General features: G+C 33.1%; 17 protein-coding genes. 9 read left to right on the top strand and 8 right to left on the bottom strand.

Translation table 11 applies throughout. The annotated features are described in order from the left end of the window. Positions 1-151 precede the first annotated feature (151 nt). A complete protein-coding gene (locus JC605_RS18965; protein ID WP_198857703.1) occupies positions 152-391 on the bottom strand; it encodes a hypothetical protein in 240 nt (79 codons plus the stop codon). Positions 392-713: 322 nt separating this feature from the next. Here JC605_RS18965 and JC605_RS18960 point away from each other — a divergent pair, with 322 nt between their 5' ends. The 3 genes from JC605_RS18960 to JC605_RS18950 all read left to right on the top strand — a co-directional run bounded on the left by JC605_RS18960 (position 714) and on the right by JC605_RS18950 (position 4,142). Further along, positions 714-2,273, top strand: a complete 1,560-nt coding sequence (locus JC605_RS18960; protein ID WP_198857702.1) for an NAD(P)/FAD-dependent oxidoreductase — start codon at positions 714-716, stop codon at positions 2,271-2,273. 73 nt (positions 2,274-2,346) lie between these two features. Continuing rightward, positions 2,347-3,048 carry an SMI1/KNR4 family protein gene (locus tag JC605_RS18955; RefSeq protein ID WP_198857701.1) on the top strand — a complete coding sequence of 234 codons (702 nt, stop codon included), beginning with the start codon at positions 2,347-2,349 and terminating at the stop codon, positions 3,046-3,048. A 20-nt stretch (positions 3,049-3,068) separates the two neighbouring features. Beyond that, the gene (locus JC605_RS18950) at positions 3,069-4,142 is read left to right on the top strand and encodes a hypothetical protein (protein ID WP_198857700.1); all 1,074 of its coding nucleotides are present in this window, start codon (positions 3,069-3,071) and stop codon (positions 4,140-4,142) included. A 93-nt stretch (positions 4,143-4,235) separates the two neighbouring features. On the opposite strand, the gene JC605_RS18945 is transcribed toward JC605_RS18950, so the two are convergent. Together JC605_RS18945 and JC605_RS18940 are read right to left on the bottom strand one after the other, a co-directional pair. Beyond that, entirely contained in the window at positions 4,236-5,195 is a 960-nt protein-coding gene (locus tag JC605_RS18945) for a quinone oxidoreductase (protein ID WP_198857699.1), read from the bottom strand. A 175-nt stretch (positions 5,196-5,370) separates the two neighbouring features. Beyond that, positions 5,371-6,774 carry an aminopeptidase P N-terminal domain-containing protein gene (locus JC605_RS18940; RefSeq protein ID WP_198857698.1) on the bottom strand — a complete coding sequence of 468 codons (1,404 nt, stop codon included), beginning with the start codon at positions 6,772-6,774 and terminating at the stop codon, positions 5,371-5,373. Positions 6,775-7,036: 262 nt separating this feature from the next. Here JC605_RS18940 and JC605_RS18935 point away from each other — a divergent pair, with 262 nt between their 5' ends. Further along, positions 7,037-7,474, top strand: a complete 438-nt coding sequence (locus JC605_RS18935) for an META domain-containing protein (protein ID WP_198857697.1) — start codon at positions 7,037-7,039, stop codon at positions 7,472-7,474. Between the two features lie 65 nt (positions 7,475-7,539). Here the strand turns inward: JC605_RS18935 and JC605_RS18930 are convergent, their stop codons facing one another. From JC605_RS18930 to msrB, 5 genes are all read right to left on the bottom strand, one after another. Then, positions 7,540-8,784 carry an RNA polymerase sigma factor gene (locus tag JC605_RS18930; protein WP_198857696.1) on the bottom strand — a complete coding sequence of 415 codons (1,245 nt, stop codon included), beginning with the start codon at positions 8,782-8,784 and terminating at the stop codon, positions 7,540-7,542. 62 nt (positions 8,785-8,846) lie between these two features. Then, on the bottom strand, positions 8,847-9,185 hold the full coding sequence (locus JC605_RS18925; RefSeq protein WP_198857695.1) for a YciI family protein: 339 nt from the start codon (positions 9,183-9,185) through the stop codon (positions 8,847-8,849). A 79-nt stretch (positions 9,186-9,264) separates the two neighbouring features. Then, complete coding sequence (locus JC605_RS18920) at positions 9,265-9,717, bottom strand: carboxymuconolactone decarboxylase family protein (RefSeq protein ID WP_198857694.1); 453 nt, start codon at positions 9,715-9,717, stop codon at positions 9,265-9,267. Positions 9,718-9,895: 178 nt separating this feature from the next. Further along, positions 9,896-10,507 carry a peptide-methionine (S)-S-oxide reductase MsrA gene (gene msrA, locus JC605_RS18915; protein ID WP_198857693.1) on the bottom strand — a complete coding sequence of 204 codons (612 nt, stop codon included), beginning with the start codon at positions 10,505-10,507 and terminating at the stop codon, positions 9,896-9,898. Between the two features lie 7 nt (positions 10,508-10,514). Beyond that, a complete protein-coding gene (gene msrB / locus JC605_RS18910) occupies positions 10,515-11,069 on the bottom strand; it encodes a peptide-methionine (R)-S-oxide reductase MsrB (protein WP_198857692.1) in 555 nt (184 codons plus the stop codon). Between the two features lie 293 nt (positions 11,070-11,362). Between msrB and idi the strand changes: the two genes are divergently transcribed. Genes idi through JC605_RS18885 form a run of 5 tightly spaced genes read left to right on the top strand, consistent with a single transcriptional unit; the run spans position 11,363 to position 14,132 of the window. After that, on the top strand, positions 11,363-11,890 hold the full coding sequence (gene idi / locus JC605_RS18905) for an isopentenyl-diphosphate Delta-isomerase (protein ID WP_129749010.1): 528 nt from the start codon (positions 11,363-11,365) through the stop codon (positions 11,888-11,890). A 20-nt stretch (positions 11,891-11,910) separates the two neighbouring features. Then, the gene (locus tag JC605_RS18900; protein WP_095929382.1) at positions 11,911-12,321 is read left to right on the top strand and encodes a 6-carboxytetrahydropterin synthase; all 411 of its coding nucleotides are present in this window, start codon (positions 11,911-11,913) and stop codon (positions 12,319-12,321) included. Between the two features lie 3 nt (positions 12,322-12,324). After that, positions 12,325-12,783 carry a peroxiredoxin gene (locus tag JC605_RS18895; protein WP_198857691.1) on the top strand — a complete coding sequence of 153 codons (459 nt, stop codon included), beginning with the start codon at positions 12,325-12,327 and terminating at the stop codon, positions 12,781-12,783. Between the two features lie 57 nt (positions 12,784-12,840). Further along, positions 12,841-13,809, top strand: a complete 969-nt coding sequence (locus JC605_RS18890; protein WP_198857690.1) for a type I phosphomannose isomerase catalytic subunit — start codon at positions 12,841-12,843, stop codon at positions 13,807-13,809. A gap of 56 nt (positions 13,810-13,865) precedes the next feature. Then, positions 13,866-14,132, top strand: a complete 267-nt coding sequence (locus JC605_RS18885) for a hypothetical protein (protein WP_111364281.1) — start codon at positions 13,866-13,868, stop codon at positions 14,130-14,132. Positions 14,133-14,263: the final 131 nt, after the last annotated feature.

Here is a 14,263-nt window from a genome sequence, read left to right as displayed (position 1 = left end):
TTCCAAAGTTTTTAAATTCCAAATTCCAACCCTTTTTGGGAATATTCAAAATAAAAATTCCAAATTCCAAGTTTTCTATAGCATTGGAATTTGGGATTTCATTTTTTTAAGTATTTCAGTTTTGGAATTTGGAATTTAAAATATTGGAATTTTATTCAGTATATAATTCCCCACGATGCGGTTTCAAAGCATCTCTTACCTGAATCATATTCTCATCGGTTACGACCATAAATGCTATGGCGTACATTTCGTCTATGATTTTAAATCCAGTAATATTTAAAGGCAGTTTTTCTATTGTAATATATTCTTTAAGATGAATTTCGTGATGTTCTGCAGTTTTAGCAGAAGCTGGCCCACGGAAATCCCAGATTAGTTTTATTTTTCGTGACATTTTATTTAAAGGTGCAAAGGTTCAGAGTAGCAAAGGTACAAAGTCTTTCTCAAAGGTTCTAAGATTCTGAGGTGCTAAGGTTCTAAGTTTTTTTCTGTAGAGATATACTGCAGTGTGTCTAACTGCTCTTAAGAGAAATCTTTTTAATCCAAATAATCTGTGGCTAGAAATAAATTGCAAAGATTTTATGAAAAATAAATTAAGGATAAAATCTGCGTAAATCTGCGTGAAAATTTAGAGTAAATATAAAATCTCATTTCAAAATAGTACTTTTGCATGTTCTTTTCATAGAAAGAAAAGCTAATAGAATAAATAAAACAAAATGCCTAAAGAACTTTTACTTCAAGTTACACCCGAAATTGCTGCAAACGAATCATTGCTAAAAGATCATTTGTCTAAGCAGATTAAAGTTTCTGCTCAAGAAATTCAGCACGTTTCAATTTTAAAACGCTCTATTGACGCACGTCAGAAAGCGATTAAAATTAATTTGAAAGTTCTTATTTATTTAAAAGGCGAACCTTTTCAGGAAACTAAAATTGAGCTTCCTATATATAAGGACGTTTCGAATGCACAAGAAGTTATTGTTGTCGGTGCTGGTCCAGCTGGACTTTTTGCGGCATTGCAATTAATTGAATTAGGTTTAAAGCCAATTGTACTCGAAAGAGGAAAAGACGTTCGTGGCCGTCGCCGTGACTTAAAAGCGATAAATCGTGAACATATTGTAAACGAAGATTCGAATTATTGTTTTGGAGAAGGCGGAGCAGGAACATATTCTGATGGAAAATTATATACTCGTTCTAAAAAGCGTGGCGATGTAACTAGAATTTTAGAACTTTTAGTTGCTTTTGGAGCTTCTGAAGATATTTTGGTAGAAGCGCATCCGCATATTGGAACTAATAAACTTCCAAAAATTATTGAAGATATTAGAAATAAAATTAGGGAGTTTGGCGGTCAGGTTTTGTTTGAAACCCGTGTAAGCGATATTTTGGTAAAGAATAATGAAGTTGAAGGAATCGTAACGCAAAACGGAGATAAAATTCATGCCAATAAATTAATCTTAGCAACAGGACATTCAGCGCGTGATATTTTTGAATTATTAGATAAAAAGAAAATTTTTATAGAAGCAAAACCTTTTGCTTTGGGAGTTCGTGCAGAGCATTCGCAAGAACTGATTGATAGTATTCAGTACAGCTGTGATTTCCGTGGAGAACATTTGCCTCCAGCGCCGTATTCTATCGTAAAACAAGTGAATGGCCGCGGAATGTATTCATTCTGTATGTGTCCGGGCGGAGTAATTGCGCCATGTGCGACAAGTCCGGGAGAAGTAGTTACAAATGGTTGGTCACCATCTAAACGTGATCAGTCAACGGCAAATTCTGGAATTGTGGTCGAGTTGAAATTGGAAGATTTTAAACCATTTGCAAAATTCGGAGCTTTGGCTGGAATGGAATTTCAAAAAAGCATCGAACAAAAAGCTTGGTATTTGGCTGGCGAAACCCAAAAAGTTCCGGCTCAGCGAATGATTGATTTTACCAAAAGTAAAGTTTCAGCAGATATTCCGAAAACATCTTATGTTCCAGGAACCACTTCGGTTGAGTTAGGACAGGTTTTTCCTGGATTTTTAACTCAAATTATGCGTCAGGGATTTCAGGATTTTGGAAAATCAATGCGAGGTTATTTAACTAACGAGGCAATTTTGCATGCACCAGAAAGCAGAACTTCATCACCGGTTAGAATTCCGAGAGATTCTATGACTTTGGAGCATTTGCAAATTAAAGGTTTATATCCTTGCGGAGAAGGTGCGGGTTATGCTGGCGGAATTATTTCAGCAGCAATTGATGGCGAAAAATGCGCCTTAATGATTGCGGAATCCTTGAAATAATTGACTTCAGGTTTTTTGGTCCAGTAAAGATTGTTATCTTAGTATTCTGATTTTAATAGAATATTCCCCAAAGATGACAATACAAGAAATCGAAAAAAAATACAGATTTGAATACCCTTTCTTATACAAACAGTTAGAGGCTGACGGCATGCTAGATGTTGGAGAATATGGTCCAAATTGGTATACAGATGTCTATCCTACTTTAAAAGACAATCCACCTTTGCTTTTACATTCTTATGATTTTGAATCACTGAATTTAAAATCTGTTGCAGAAGAAATAGAAGAACTTCAAGATCCAGAAGATTATCGAAATATAAATCCAGAATTTAAATTTATTCCGTTTGCTAAAAGTGGCGGTGGCGATCATTATTGTTTCTTTTTAAACGAAGAAAACAATGGAGATGTGCCGATTGTTTTTGTTTGGCACGACTCTAATGAAGTTAATTATTTGGCAAAAAACCTTCAGGATTTTATTTTCAAAGTTTTATTGATTGATATGTCGAAACAAGATGTCTATAATGAACTTACTGATGAGGAATTTAGAGACGATATAGAATCAGTATTTAAATCGCACAAAAAGTATCTGACTGAGCAGCAAAACGCAATTCTATCAGCTATTTTAGAACGAGATATAATTGATTACGAAATACATGTTTCGCCAAAAATAGTTGAATCTGCTAGAGGATTATTAACAGATCATGAATTAGAATCGATTGTTAATGAAGTGATTCCTTTTGATAAAATGAATCAGAGTTTTAAATATTCTAACGATTAGTTTTAATACCAGTAATTGTAATGAGCTTTTTCTCAAACATATTTGGACGCAATAACGACCCAAAATCGATTATCTCTTTTGATGTTATTGATCCTATTTACTCCTATTTATATAATGAGCAGTCAAGTCTTGAATTTAAAGTAAAGGGAATTCAGGAAGATGTGATGGTGAATTTATTTTTCTTTCCAAGTTCATTTGATCATGAAGAAGGAAATGAAGAAATTAAAAAAGCAGGTTTCAATAATGCTTATGAAGTTTTGAATGAACTTTATAAAAAAATGAATATTTCGACTCTTTCTGATGAGCAGATTCAAGAAGGTTTAGAGTACGATTTTATACACATTCAATTTTATTCGGAGCCAACCCCAGAAGAAAAAAAGTTCTTTAAGCGTTCTATAAAAAACTTCGTGATCTTTTTCTGCTGCACGAATAGTTTAGAAATAAACGATTTTAAAATATTGTATTCAGGAAGACATTTCTTCGATTATACAAAAGGATTGCTGGAAAGCGAACTTTTAGATGTAAATAATCCGAAGAATGAAAGTGAAGAAATTGGAATTAGAGATTTTAAATTGGTTTTGCAGGGAATCTGCCAATATTTAAATATTGAAATTCCTAAAACAGTAGAACTTTCTTCTCAAGAAAATTTAGTGCAAAATGAAGAAGCGACTGTAGAAACATTTAAAGAATTTCTACAATTAGTTTCTAGAGGAGAAATCGACGAAGAACTATTACAAAGTCAATCCCAAGAAATTTTTGATAAGAGAAATCAAAATGATGATGAATTTGATTATGATTTTGACTTTTTTGAAGGTATGAATTCATGGCATAGCGACTGGAAATTTGATCCAGAAGATGCAGAATATTTTATTTCTGAAATGCTTGGTGAAGATTTCAGGTTTGATTATCCAGAAGAAACCTATAGTCATGATTTGTTTCCATACATTCAATCTGAATTAGAAAAAAGGAATTTGGAATTAATGACGTATGAAACGTATGGCGATAGTTATTTGTTTTTTCTAGCCAATAAAAATGAAGTAAATAGGATTCTAGAATTGTCTGAAGTGACAAAAATGGAAGTCGTTAAATTATGATGTTTTGCCACGAATTACACCAATTCTCACGAATTAAATTTAAAACCAAAAATAAAAATTAGTAAAAATTGGTGTAATTCGTGGCAAAAAAAATTAAGGAATCAAAATGATTTTCCCAGTGCTTTTTCTGCTTTCTAGAAAATCGTGCGCCAGTTTTCCTTCTGATAATTTAAAAGATGTTGGTTCTGAAAGTTTGATTTTTCCTTCGGTAATCCAACTAAATAATTGAGTTGCGCGTTTAATTCGTTCTTCTTTAGAATTTAAATAACTCCACAAATCGCCTCCCGTTAAAGTTTTAGAACCATCCATTAGCATTCTTGGGTCTACAGGTGCTGGATCTCCGCCCGCCATTCCGAAGAAAACTACTTGTCCACATTCTTTGGTGACTTCAAAACTTTCCATCAAAGTACTCCCTATACTATCATAAACAGCATCGACACCATTTGGAGTAACTTTAAGAACTTGTGATTTCCAATCGTCATTATAAAGAAAAACATGATCTGCACCTTGTTCAAATCCAGTTTTTGCTTTTTCAGCCGATGAAGTTAATCCAATGACAGTTGCGCCTAAAAGTTTACTGATCTGAGTTAGTATTTGACCAACTCCACCTGCAACGGCATGTATCAAAACAGTTTCTCCTTTAACAGTTTTATGACTATCTGTTGCAAGATAATGAGCTGTTAAACCTTGAAGCAAAACAGAAGCTGCGGTTTCAAAAGAAATATTTTCAGATAACGGAATAATGTGATTTACATTTACGGCAACCAATTCTGCATTGGCAAACGGAGCATCGGCAAAAGCCACACGATCGCCAATTTTAAATTCTGAGTGATTATTTGCATCAACAACAATTCCTGCTCCTTCATAACCGGCAATAAAAGGCGGATTTCCTTTTAAGTGATAATTTCCCTTGCGTCGGTAAACATCTGCAAAATTTAATCCGATGGCTTTCATTTCGACTAAAATTTCGTCTTTTTTTAATTGCGGATTAGGGATTTCTATATATTCTAAAACATCTGATTCTCCAAAAGAAGAAAAGGTAAGTGCTTTCATTTTTAATTGATTTAAGAATGTAAAGTTCGGGAAAATTCAAAAGAAAAAGCCTCAAATTATTTTGAGGCTTTTTTTATTTTTTCTTGGCCACAGATTAAAAGGATTTTCACAGATTTTTTTAAGTTTTTAATTTAAAAATTTTAATAATCCATTTAATCTGTGGCAAAAAAACTAATTAGATCTTAGGGAATTTCATGTCATTAAAAGTACTTTTTTGTTTGGCTAAAGCTTCAATGTCTTGCCATTTTCTAGGAGAATCTGCAGAAAGATTTTCATAAGAATCTTTAAGCATTAAAATATCATCTTCGATACGAACGCCAATATTCCACCATTTTTTATCGCATTTGCTATTTGCAGGAATATAAATTCCTGGTTCAACAGTAAGAATCATGTTTTCTTTTAGAGTTCCCATATAATTTCCTTTATCATGAACATCTAAACCAAGAAAGTGCGAACATCCGTGCGGATAATAAATTCGGACATCTTTAGGATCTGTAATAATTCCTAATTTAATTAACCCAGCAGTTATAACTTCTTTTGCTTTTTTATTTAAATCTTGAATAGGAGTTCCTTCTTTACAGATTTTAAAAACTTCTTCCTGTGCATCATAAACAATTTGGTAAATTGCTTTTTGCTCTTCAGTAAATTTTCCGTTTGCAGGAATTGTTCTTGTAACGTCTGCAGAATAACCGTGATATTCAGAACCAACATCCATTAATAATAATTGATTGTCAATTTTTGTAGCGTTATTGTCTCCATAATGCAAAATACATCCGTTTGCTCCAGCGCCAACAATTGGAGGATAACCTTCGCCTTCTGCACCGTAATGTCTGTGAATGTAAGCATGAATTCCGTCTGCTTCATTTTCGCTCATATCTGGGCCAACTGCTTTCATAACCTCATTATGTGCAACGCAAGAAAGTTTTACCGTTTTGCGCATTAAAACAAGCTCTTCAGGAGTTTTGATTTCACGAAGAGAATTGGTGATTTTGTCAAACAAATCTGTAGAAGTTTCATTTGCTGTTGTAATTCCTGCTTTAGATTTAAAAGATTTTAGTAATGCATATAAATTATCAGGACTGTTGTTTTCTGCAACATCTGTTGGGATTTCGTCATAAATAACTTTGTCAAATTTTGCAAAATCAATTGCAAAGGCATTAAAGTCTTTTCCGTTGTAAACAGTTGTGAAACCTAATTTAGATTTAGCTCCTTCAATTCCTAAACGTCTTCCAGTCCATGTTTCGCGAGACGCATTTCTTTCTCTTACAAAAAGAACTTCGTTGTATTTTTCTGTTCCTTGAGGTTCTTTAAAAAGCACTAAAATAGCATCGGGTTCTTTGTATCCTGTTAAGTAATACATATCAGGATTTGGATGATAATTGTAGTTAATGTCTTTAGAAAAAACTTTTTCTGGATAAGAAAAAACAACGGCGACAGAATTAGCAGGCATTAAAGCTCTAAAAGCTTCACGTCGTCCATGATGGAATTCTTTTGTTAGGTAATCTGTTGGAAGGTTTTCTTGCGATTGAACAAACGGAGTTGTCAATGCAAATACAAACAAAAATAGAAATTGTTTCATTTTTTGGTTTTTTTGTTGATGATTTGGCTTTTTGATTGATGCAAATTACAAAAAAAATAGTGTTACTTGTTTTATTTTAAACATCTGGGCGATAAAACTTTAAATAATTTGTAGTAACTTAGAGACAGAAAATAACAGCGTTGAGTTAAATTTAAACTTAAGAAAAGCTGTAACTGGGCATGAATATTGAGAATAGGATTTTTATAGAATTATTTTAGTTCAAAAAAAGAAAACAAATTATAAATCTTTAAAAAACATTTTTATGAAAAAATACACATTTGCAGTCCTTTCAGTTTTAACGCTATTATTTGCTTCATGTAAGACATCAAAAACAGATAAAAGCGCAGGCGATCTATTTGACACAACTTGGGAACTTGAGTATATTTCTGGACCAAGAATTGCTTTTGAAGGATTGTATCCGCATAAAAAGCCACAACTTACTTTCGATCAAAAAGAAACAAAAGTATACGGGAATAATGGATGTAATGGTTATAGTGCACCCTATATTTTAAAAGGTAAATCTTTGACTTTTGGAGAAGCAGGGCCAACTACAATGATGTTTTGTGAAGGTGGTGGAGAACAGGAGTTTTTAAAACAAATTAAATTAGTTACGAGTTATTCTGTTGATAAAGACGGAAAACTAAATTTAATTCATGATAATGTACCAGTGATGCGATTTAAAAAAGTAGCTAAACAATAGTACTCAAAATCAATATATAAGAAAGGTGAAATGAAATTTATCATTTCACTTTTTTTATGCTAAATCTAATTTGTCTTTAATTTCAAGTGTTCAATGTTTTTGCTGATGATATTTTTGTCGGATGCTGTTTTAGCTAAACCAAGAGCTGTTTCAAAATTCTGTAGTGCCTTTTTTGTGTCAATTCCAGAATAGAGATTTCCTAGTAGAGAATAATAAAAATGATTATCGGTTAAATTCAATTTTTCAGCTTCTTTGATTGCTTCTTCTTTGCCTTTTACTTTAGATAGAGCATAAGTTCTGTTTAAGGCAACAATTGGCGAATATTCTAAAATGATTAGATTGTTATAGAGTTCCAGAATATTTTTCCATTTTTCTAAAGTTTCTGTTTTTATGGTGTGCCAATAGGCTATTCCAGCTTCTAAGTGATATTTTGAAAGTGTATTTCCGGTCGAAGACTGACTAAGAAAATAAGTTCCTCTATCAATTAATTCCTGATTCCAAAGCGATTGATCCTGATCTTCATATAAAATAATTTCACCATTTAAGCCAGTTCGAGCATCAAATCTTGAAGAATGAAAACACATTAACGCCATTAGAGCATTTGTCTGTGGCAAATTTGTGCTTTCATTTTCAATCAATAAATAAGTCAGACGCATGGCTTCGGAACAAAGATCTTTTCGTAAAGTGGTGTTTTGCGAAATAGAGTAGTAGCCTTCAGAATAAAGCAGGTAAATGGTTTTGAGAACCGTTTGTATCCTGTCTTTTATTTCAGTATTGTTCGGATGCTGAATTTTTATGTTTTCTTCTTTTAGCTTTTCTTTGGCGCGATTAATTCTTTTGTAAATGACTTCCCTGTTAGATAAAAAAGCATCTGAAATTTCATTTACTCCAAAACCACATAATAAATTTAAGGCAAGGGCTATTTGAGCTTCTTCGGAATTACACGGATTGCAAACCGTAAATATCATCGCCAGTTGGCTATCGGCAATATTTTGATCAGACAAATCAATGTCGATTTCAGGATTGTTTAATGGAGTATTGTGTTTTATTTCGGAAACGATTTTGGTCTCAAAAACGTTGTTTCTTTTCAGATAGTTTTTGGTTTTATTTTTGGCAACGGTATAAAGCCAAGCTGAAGGGTTTTCTGGAATGCCTTTAATTGCCCAAGTTTCTGAAGCGGTCAAAAAAGTATCACTTACAATATCTTCTGCAATTTCGATATGCTGAATTCCGAATAAGCTGCAGAGAACTGAAACTATTTTTTGATATTCGGTTCTGAATAAGTTTGGTAAAAGTTCTTTGTGCTCCATGTTTTAAGAGAAAAATGCCTTAGTAAAGATACAAAGGCATTTTGTTTAAGTTGATTTAAAATCTAAACGGCCATTCTAATTTCGACATTTCCGCCAAAATTTAAAACTGGACATCCTTGCGCAATTTCGGCTGCTTCGTCATAATCTTTGGCTTTAATTATAATCAATCCGCCAATAGATTCTTTAATTTCAACAAAAGGCCCGTCGGTAATTCCCTTATTTGAATTTACAAGTTTTCCCTCGCCGTCCCATTTCTGTAAAGGTCTTGCCAGTTTATCTTGAGCTGCAAGACTTCCAAACCAGTTTTGCCACTGCTGTAAATGCTGCTGCAATTCTTCTGGAGACGGCTGTGTTTCTTTTGTTTTAAAATCTCTTCTGAAAATCAATAAAAACTCATTCATTTTTTATGTTTTTAAATTGAATAATTTGCTTTGAGTTGTATAAAGTTAATTGTTTTTACAAAATAAAATCAATTACTGTTTATCCGAACTGTCCAACTCTATAAGTTCCAGGCACATTGGAAAAAGTGATGTTAAGACGGTTCCAAGCGTTGATGGCAGCAACTGCAAGCGTAAGATCTATTAATTCTTGTTCTGTAAATTCAGCTTTTGCGATTTCGTAAATTTCGTCTGGAACATCACAAGCATTTACAGCTTCTGCTAAAGCAAGAGCGACTCTTTCTCTTTGTGTAAAATACGGAGTTTCTCTCCACACACTTAATCCAAATAAACGTTGTGTTGTTTCTCCAGCGGCTAAAGCTTCTTTTGAATGCATGTCTAAACAATAACCGCAGTTGTTGATTTGAGAGATTCTGAAATTTATTAATTCCATAAGAGATGCTTCAATTGTTCCTTTTTTCAAATAACCGCTAATTCCAAATAATGTGCTAACTGCTTTTTGACCTTGTTCGAATAAATTAAGTCTAGTTTCCATGATGTATAATTTTTTAATTGTTTATACCCTAATAACAATCGAACTTTCAGGATTGGACAAAAAAGAGAAAAAAAATTAAAATATTTTTTCAATTAAAAGAAAAACCCAGTGTTTACAAGGTTTGGTGAAATAAAAAAAACCGTCCATTTTTGTGGACGGTTGATAATAATAAGTTGTATTAGCCTTGTTTCTTTTTCAGTTTATCTTTAAAAACCTTTTCAAACTTTTCTATTTTAGGCTGAATCACCATTTTGCAATACGGCTGGTTTTTATTGTTCGCATAATAGTTTTGATGATAATCTTCGGCTTTATAAAAAACTTTAAAAGGTTCCACCTTGGTCACAATCGGACTATTGTAGACTTTTGCTTTGTTTAGTTCGGCAATAATACTTTGAGCCGCTTTTTTCTGTTCGTCATTTCTATAGAAAATAACGGAGCGGTATTGTGTGCCAACATCTGCACCTTGGCGGTTTAAAGTAGTTGGATCGTGAACGGTAAAGAAAACTTTGAAGATCTCGTTAATATCAGTTACAGTTTTGTCATAAGTAATCTGAACCACTTCGGCGTGGCCCGTTTCTCCTGTGCAAACTTCTTCGTAAGTAGGGTTAGCAACATTTCCTCCTGAAAATCCAGAAACAACAGATTTTACTCCGTCCAGATTTTCGTAAACGGCTTCAACGCACCAGTAGCAACCTCCGCCAAGCGTAATAGTTTCGAGATTGGATTTTTTATTTTGAGAAATGCCATTTAGCGAAAGCGTAAAAAGACATATTAAAAGTATATTTTTCATTTTTAGTTTATTTATTATCGGGAATAAAATCAAGAGCAATCGAATTCATGCAATAACGTTTTCCAGTAGGAGCAGGACCGTCATCAAAAATGTGGCCTAAATGTCCACCGCAACGCCCGCAAAGCGCTTCGGTTCTTTCCATTCCAAGCGAGTTGTCTTCTTTAAAAACTATGCTTTTTTTGTTTTCCTGTTCAAAGAAGCTTGGCCATCCGCAACTGCTTGAAAACTTAGCTGTAGATCTAAAAAGTAAGTTTCCGCAAGAAGCGCAGTAATAAGTTCCTTTTTCATCAGAATTCCAATACTTTCCAGTAAAAGGTCTTTCAGTGTCGGCTTCGCGCATTACAGCATAAACATCCTCAGGCAAAACCTTTTTCCATTCGGCGTTGCTTACATTTAATTTTGTTGTATCGGTATTCGAATAATAAGGATTTCCGGGTTTACTGATTTTATTTTCCATAACAGCAGTTTGTGTAGTTTGTTTTTTAGTGTTTTGTCCGCAAGCTTGCAGAATAAAGAGCGGAAGTAGAAAACAAAGGCTGAAAATTAGATTTTTAGATTTCATAAGTTCTTGGGTGCTATAATCTGTATTTCAAAGATACGCCGAGATTTAGCTTCAAATTACAGACAAGGTTATTATTGAGATTTTTTTAAGTGTGTTTTAACTTTTTATTAGTTACGTAAAATGAGACAATCTAGTTTTTATGTCTTAATTTTAACAGCTTTTAATTTTTAGCAGAATTATAGAGTTGTAAATCAAGGAAATAGAAATTTATTTGAAAGCAAAGCTTTTGACAAACTTAATTAGGATTTTTAAGCCATTTCTTTTTTCGTATTTTTGTTTGCTTAAGAAGCCTTATGACAGAAGAAAACGTAATACTAGTTAATCAGAACGATGAACAGATTGGCTTAATGCCAAAATTAGAAGCACATGAAAAAGCGCTTTTGCACCGTGCCTTTTCGGTTTTTATTCTAAATAGTAAAAACGAAATTATGCTGCAGCAGCGTGCTCATCATAAATATCATTCTCCTTTACTTTGGACAAACACTTGTTGCAGTCATCAGAGAGAAGGAGAATCAAACATCGAGGCAGGAAGCCGAAGATTATTTGAAGAAATGGGTTTTAAGGCTGAATTGAAAGAGCTGTTTCATTTTATTTATAAAGCGCCTTTTGATAATGGTTTGACAGAGCATGAATTGGATCATGTTATGATTGGTTATTATAATGAGGAACCAAATATAAATCCAGACGAAGTCGAAGATTGGAAATGGATGAGTATTGAAGATGTGAAAGCAGATATTGAAAAACAGCCCGAAATTTATACCGTTTGGTTTAAGATAATTTTTGATGAATTTGATCATTATCTTGAAGACCATAAATTATAGCCAACTAACCAGAAACATAAATGAGAGTAACCATATCAAGAAAAGCACATTTTAATGCTGCACATCGACTGCATCGAAAGGATTGGTCATTTGAAAAAAACGACGCTGTTTTTGGAAAATGCAATAATCCGAACTTTCATGGTCATAATTATGGTTTAACAGTAAGTGTTACAGGAAAGATTGACCCGGAAACTGGTTTTGTTTTAGATGTGAAAGTATTAGCGGACATTATACGAGAAGAAGTAGAAATTCCGTTTGATCACAAAAATCTTAATCTGGATGTTCCAGAATTTGCAGATTTGAATCCGACTGCAGAGAATATTGCTGTTGTGATATGGAATAAAATTAGACAACGAATTCATGCCGACTTTGATCTTGAAGTTGTGCTGAACGAAACGGACCGAAATTTTGTAACTTATAAAGGAGAATAAAAAATGTCATTAAAAATAGGAGATATAGTTCCGAATTTTACTGCGAAAGACAACAATGGTGAACTTTTTGAAAGCCAAAGTGTTTTAGGAAGAAAGCCACTGGTGATTTATTTTTACCCAAAAGATAATACACCAGGATGTACAACCGAAGCTTGCAGTTTTCGGGATCAATACGAAGATTTTAAAGATTTAGGAGCTGAGGTAATTGGTATTAGCAGCGATAGTGTAAAGTCACATCATAAATTTGCTTCTAAACATAAATTGCCTTTTATTTTGCTTTCAGATCAAGATAAAAGATTAAGAAAACTTTTTGGTGTTCGTAATAATTTGTTCGGGCTTTTGCCAGGACGCGTTACTTATATAATTGATAAGAATGGTTTATTAATTTCGATATTTGATAGTGCAAATGCTGCCAAACATATACCGAAAGCCTTAGAAATTGTTCAAGAATTAGTATCATAGATTACCAAAATAGTATCAAATTAGAATTAATTAAACAAATATATTAGCCTAAAAAACATGAGTCAGAATTTATACCCTTTGCAATTTGAACCGATTTTGAAAGAAAGAATCTGGGGAGGAGAAAAACTAAAAACTATTCTAAACAAACCAATCGTTTCTAAAATTACTGGCGAAAGCTGGGAATTGTCTACTGTACAAGGTGATATAAGTGTCGTTGCAAATGGAGTTTTAAAAGGAAAATCTTTAATGGATTTGATTGATGAAACACCAGATGCTATTTTAGGAACTAAAGTTTATGAGCGTTTTGGAAAGCAATTTCCGTTACTTTTTAAATATCTAGATGCAAGAGAAGATCTTTCTATTCAAGTGCATCCAAACGACAAGTTGGCAAAAGAACGTCACAACTCATTTGGTAAAACCGAAATGTGGTATGTAATGCAAGCCGATGCAGATGCTAGAATTATTGTTGGTTTTAAAGAAGATTCTAGTAAAGAAGAATATTTGAAACATTTACACGATAATACTTTGGTGTCTATCTTAGATGATGTAAAAGCAAAAGCTGGAGATGTTTTCTTTTTAGAAACTGGAACAGTTCACGCAATTGGAGCTGGTTTGGTTGTTGCCGAAATTCAACAGACTTCTGATATTACATATAGATTATATGATTTTGATCGTGTAGATGCGCAAGGAAATAAAAGAGAATTGCACGTAGATCTTGCTCTAGATGCAATTAACTATAATAAAGTAGATACACAGAAAAAATACGAGACAAAAGTTAATACCTCAAATACTGTTGTAGACTGTCCATATTTTACAACGAATTTTCTTCCGTTAGAAAATAAATTAGAAGTTGCCAAAAATGGAGAAACATTTACAGTATATATGTGTATCGAAGGTGATTTTGAAATTGAATATGACGGATTCAAGCAAGCTTATAAAAAAGGAGATACTGTTTTGGTTCCAGCTGCTATAAATGCATTTAATTTGAGCGGAAAAGCTTCAATTTTAGAAATTTACATTTCTTAGCATTAAATTTAAAGATAATATGTACTTTTGCAGACGCAAATTAAAATAAAAAGAAAATGGCAAACGTTAAGAATTTAAAGAAAGACATCAACTTCGTATTAGGAGATATTATTGAGGCAGTTTACTTGTTTGAGATGTCAACAACAGGAAATCCTACTCCAGAAACGAATGCTTTGGTCGATGAAGCTATCGCTGCATTCGATACTTTGATTACAAAAGTGAACGCAAAGAACGTTGAAAATAAAAAAGCACATTTCAAACAAATTAATGTTGAATTAGAACAAGCTGCTAATCAATTGATTGAAAAAATCAACGCATTATAAGAAAAAAAAAGTGTAAAAAAGTGCAAATTTATTTTGGGAAATTGAAAAACCGCTTTATATTTGCACCCGTAATGAGGCCGATGTAGCTCAGCTGGCTAGAGCAGCTGATTTGTAATCAGCAGGTCGTGGGT

This window comes from Flavobacterium sp. IB48, assembly GCF_016405855.1.
Taxonomy (GTDB): domain Bacteria; phylum Bacteroidota; class Bacteroidia; order Flavobacteriales; family Flavobacteriaceae; genus Flavobacterium; species Flavobacterium ginsengisoli.
Note: the sequence above shows the minus strand (reverse complement) of the source record. Positions and strands in the feature narration are given on the sequence as shown.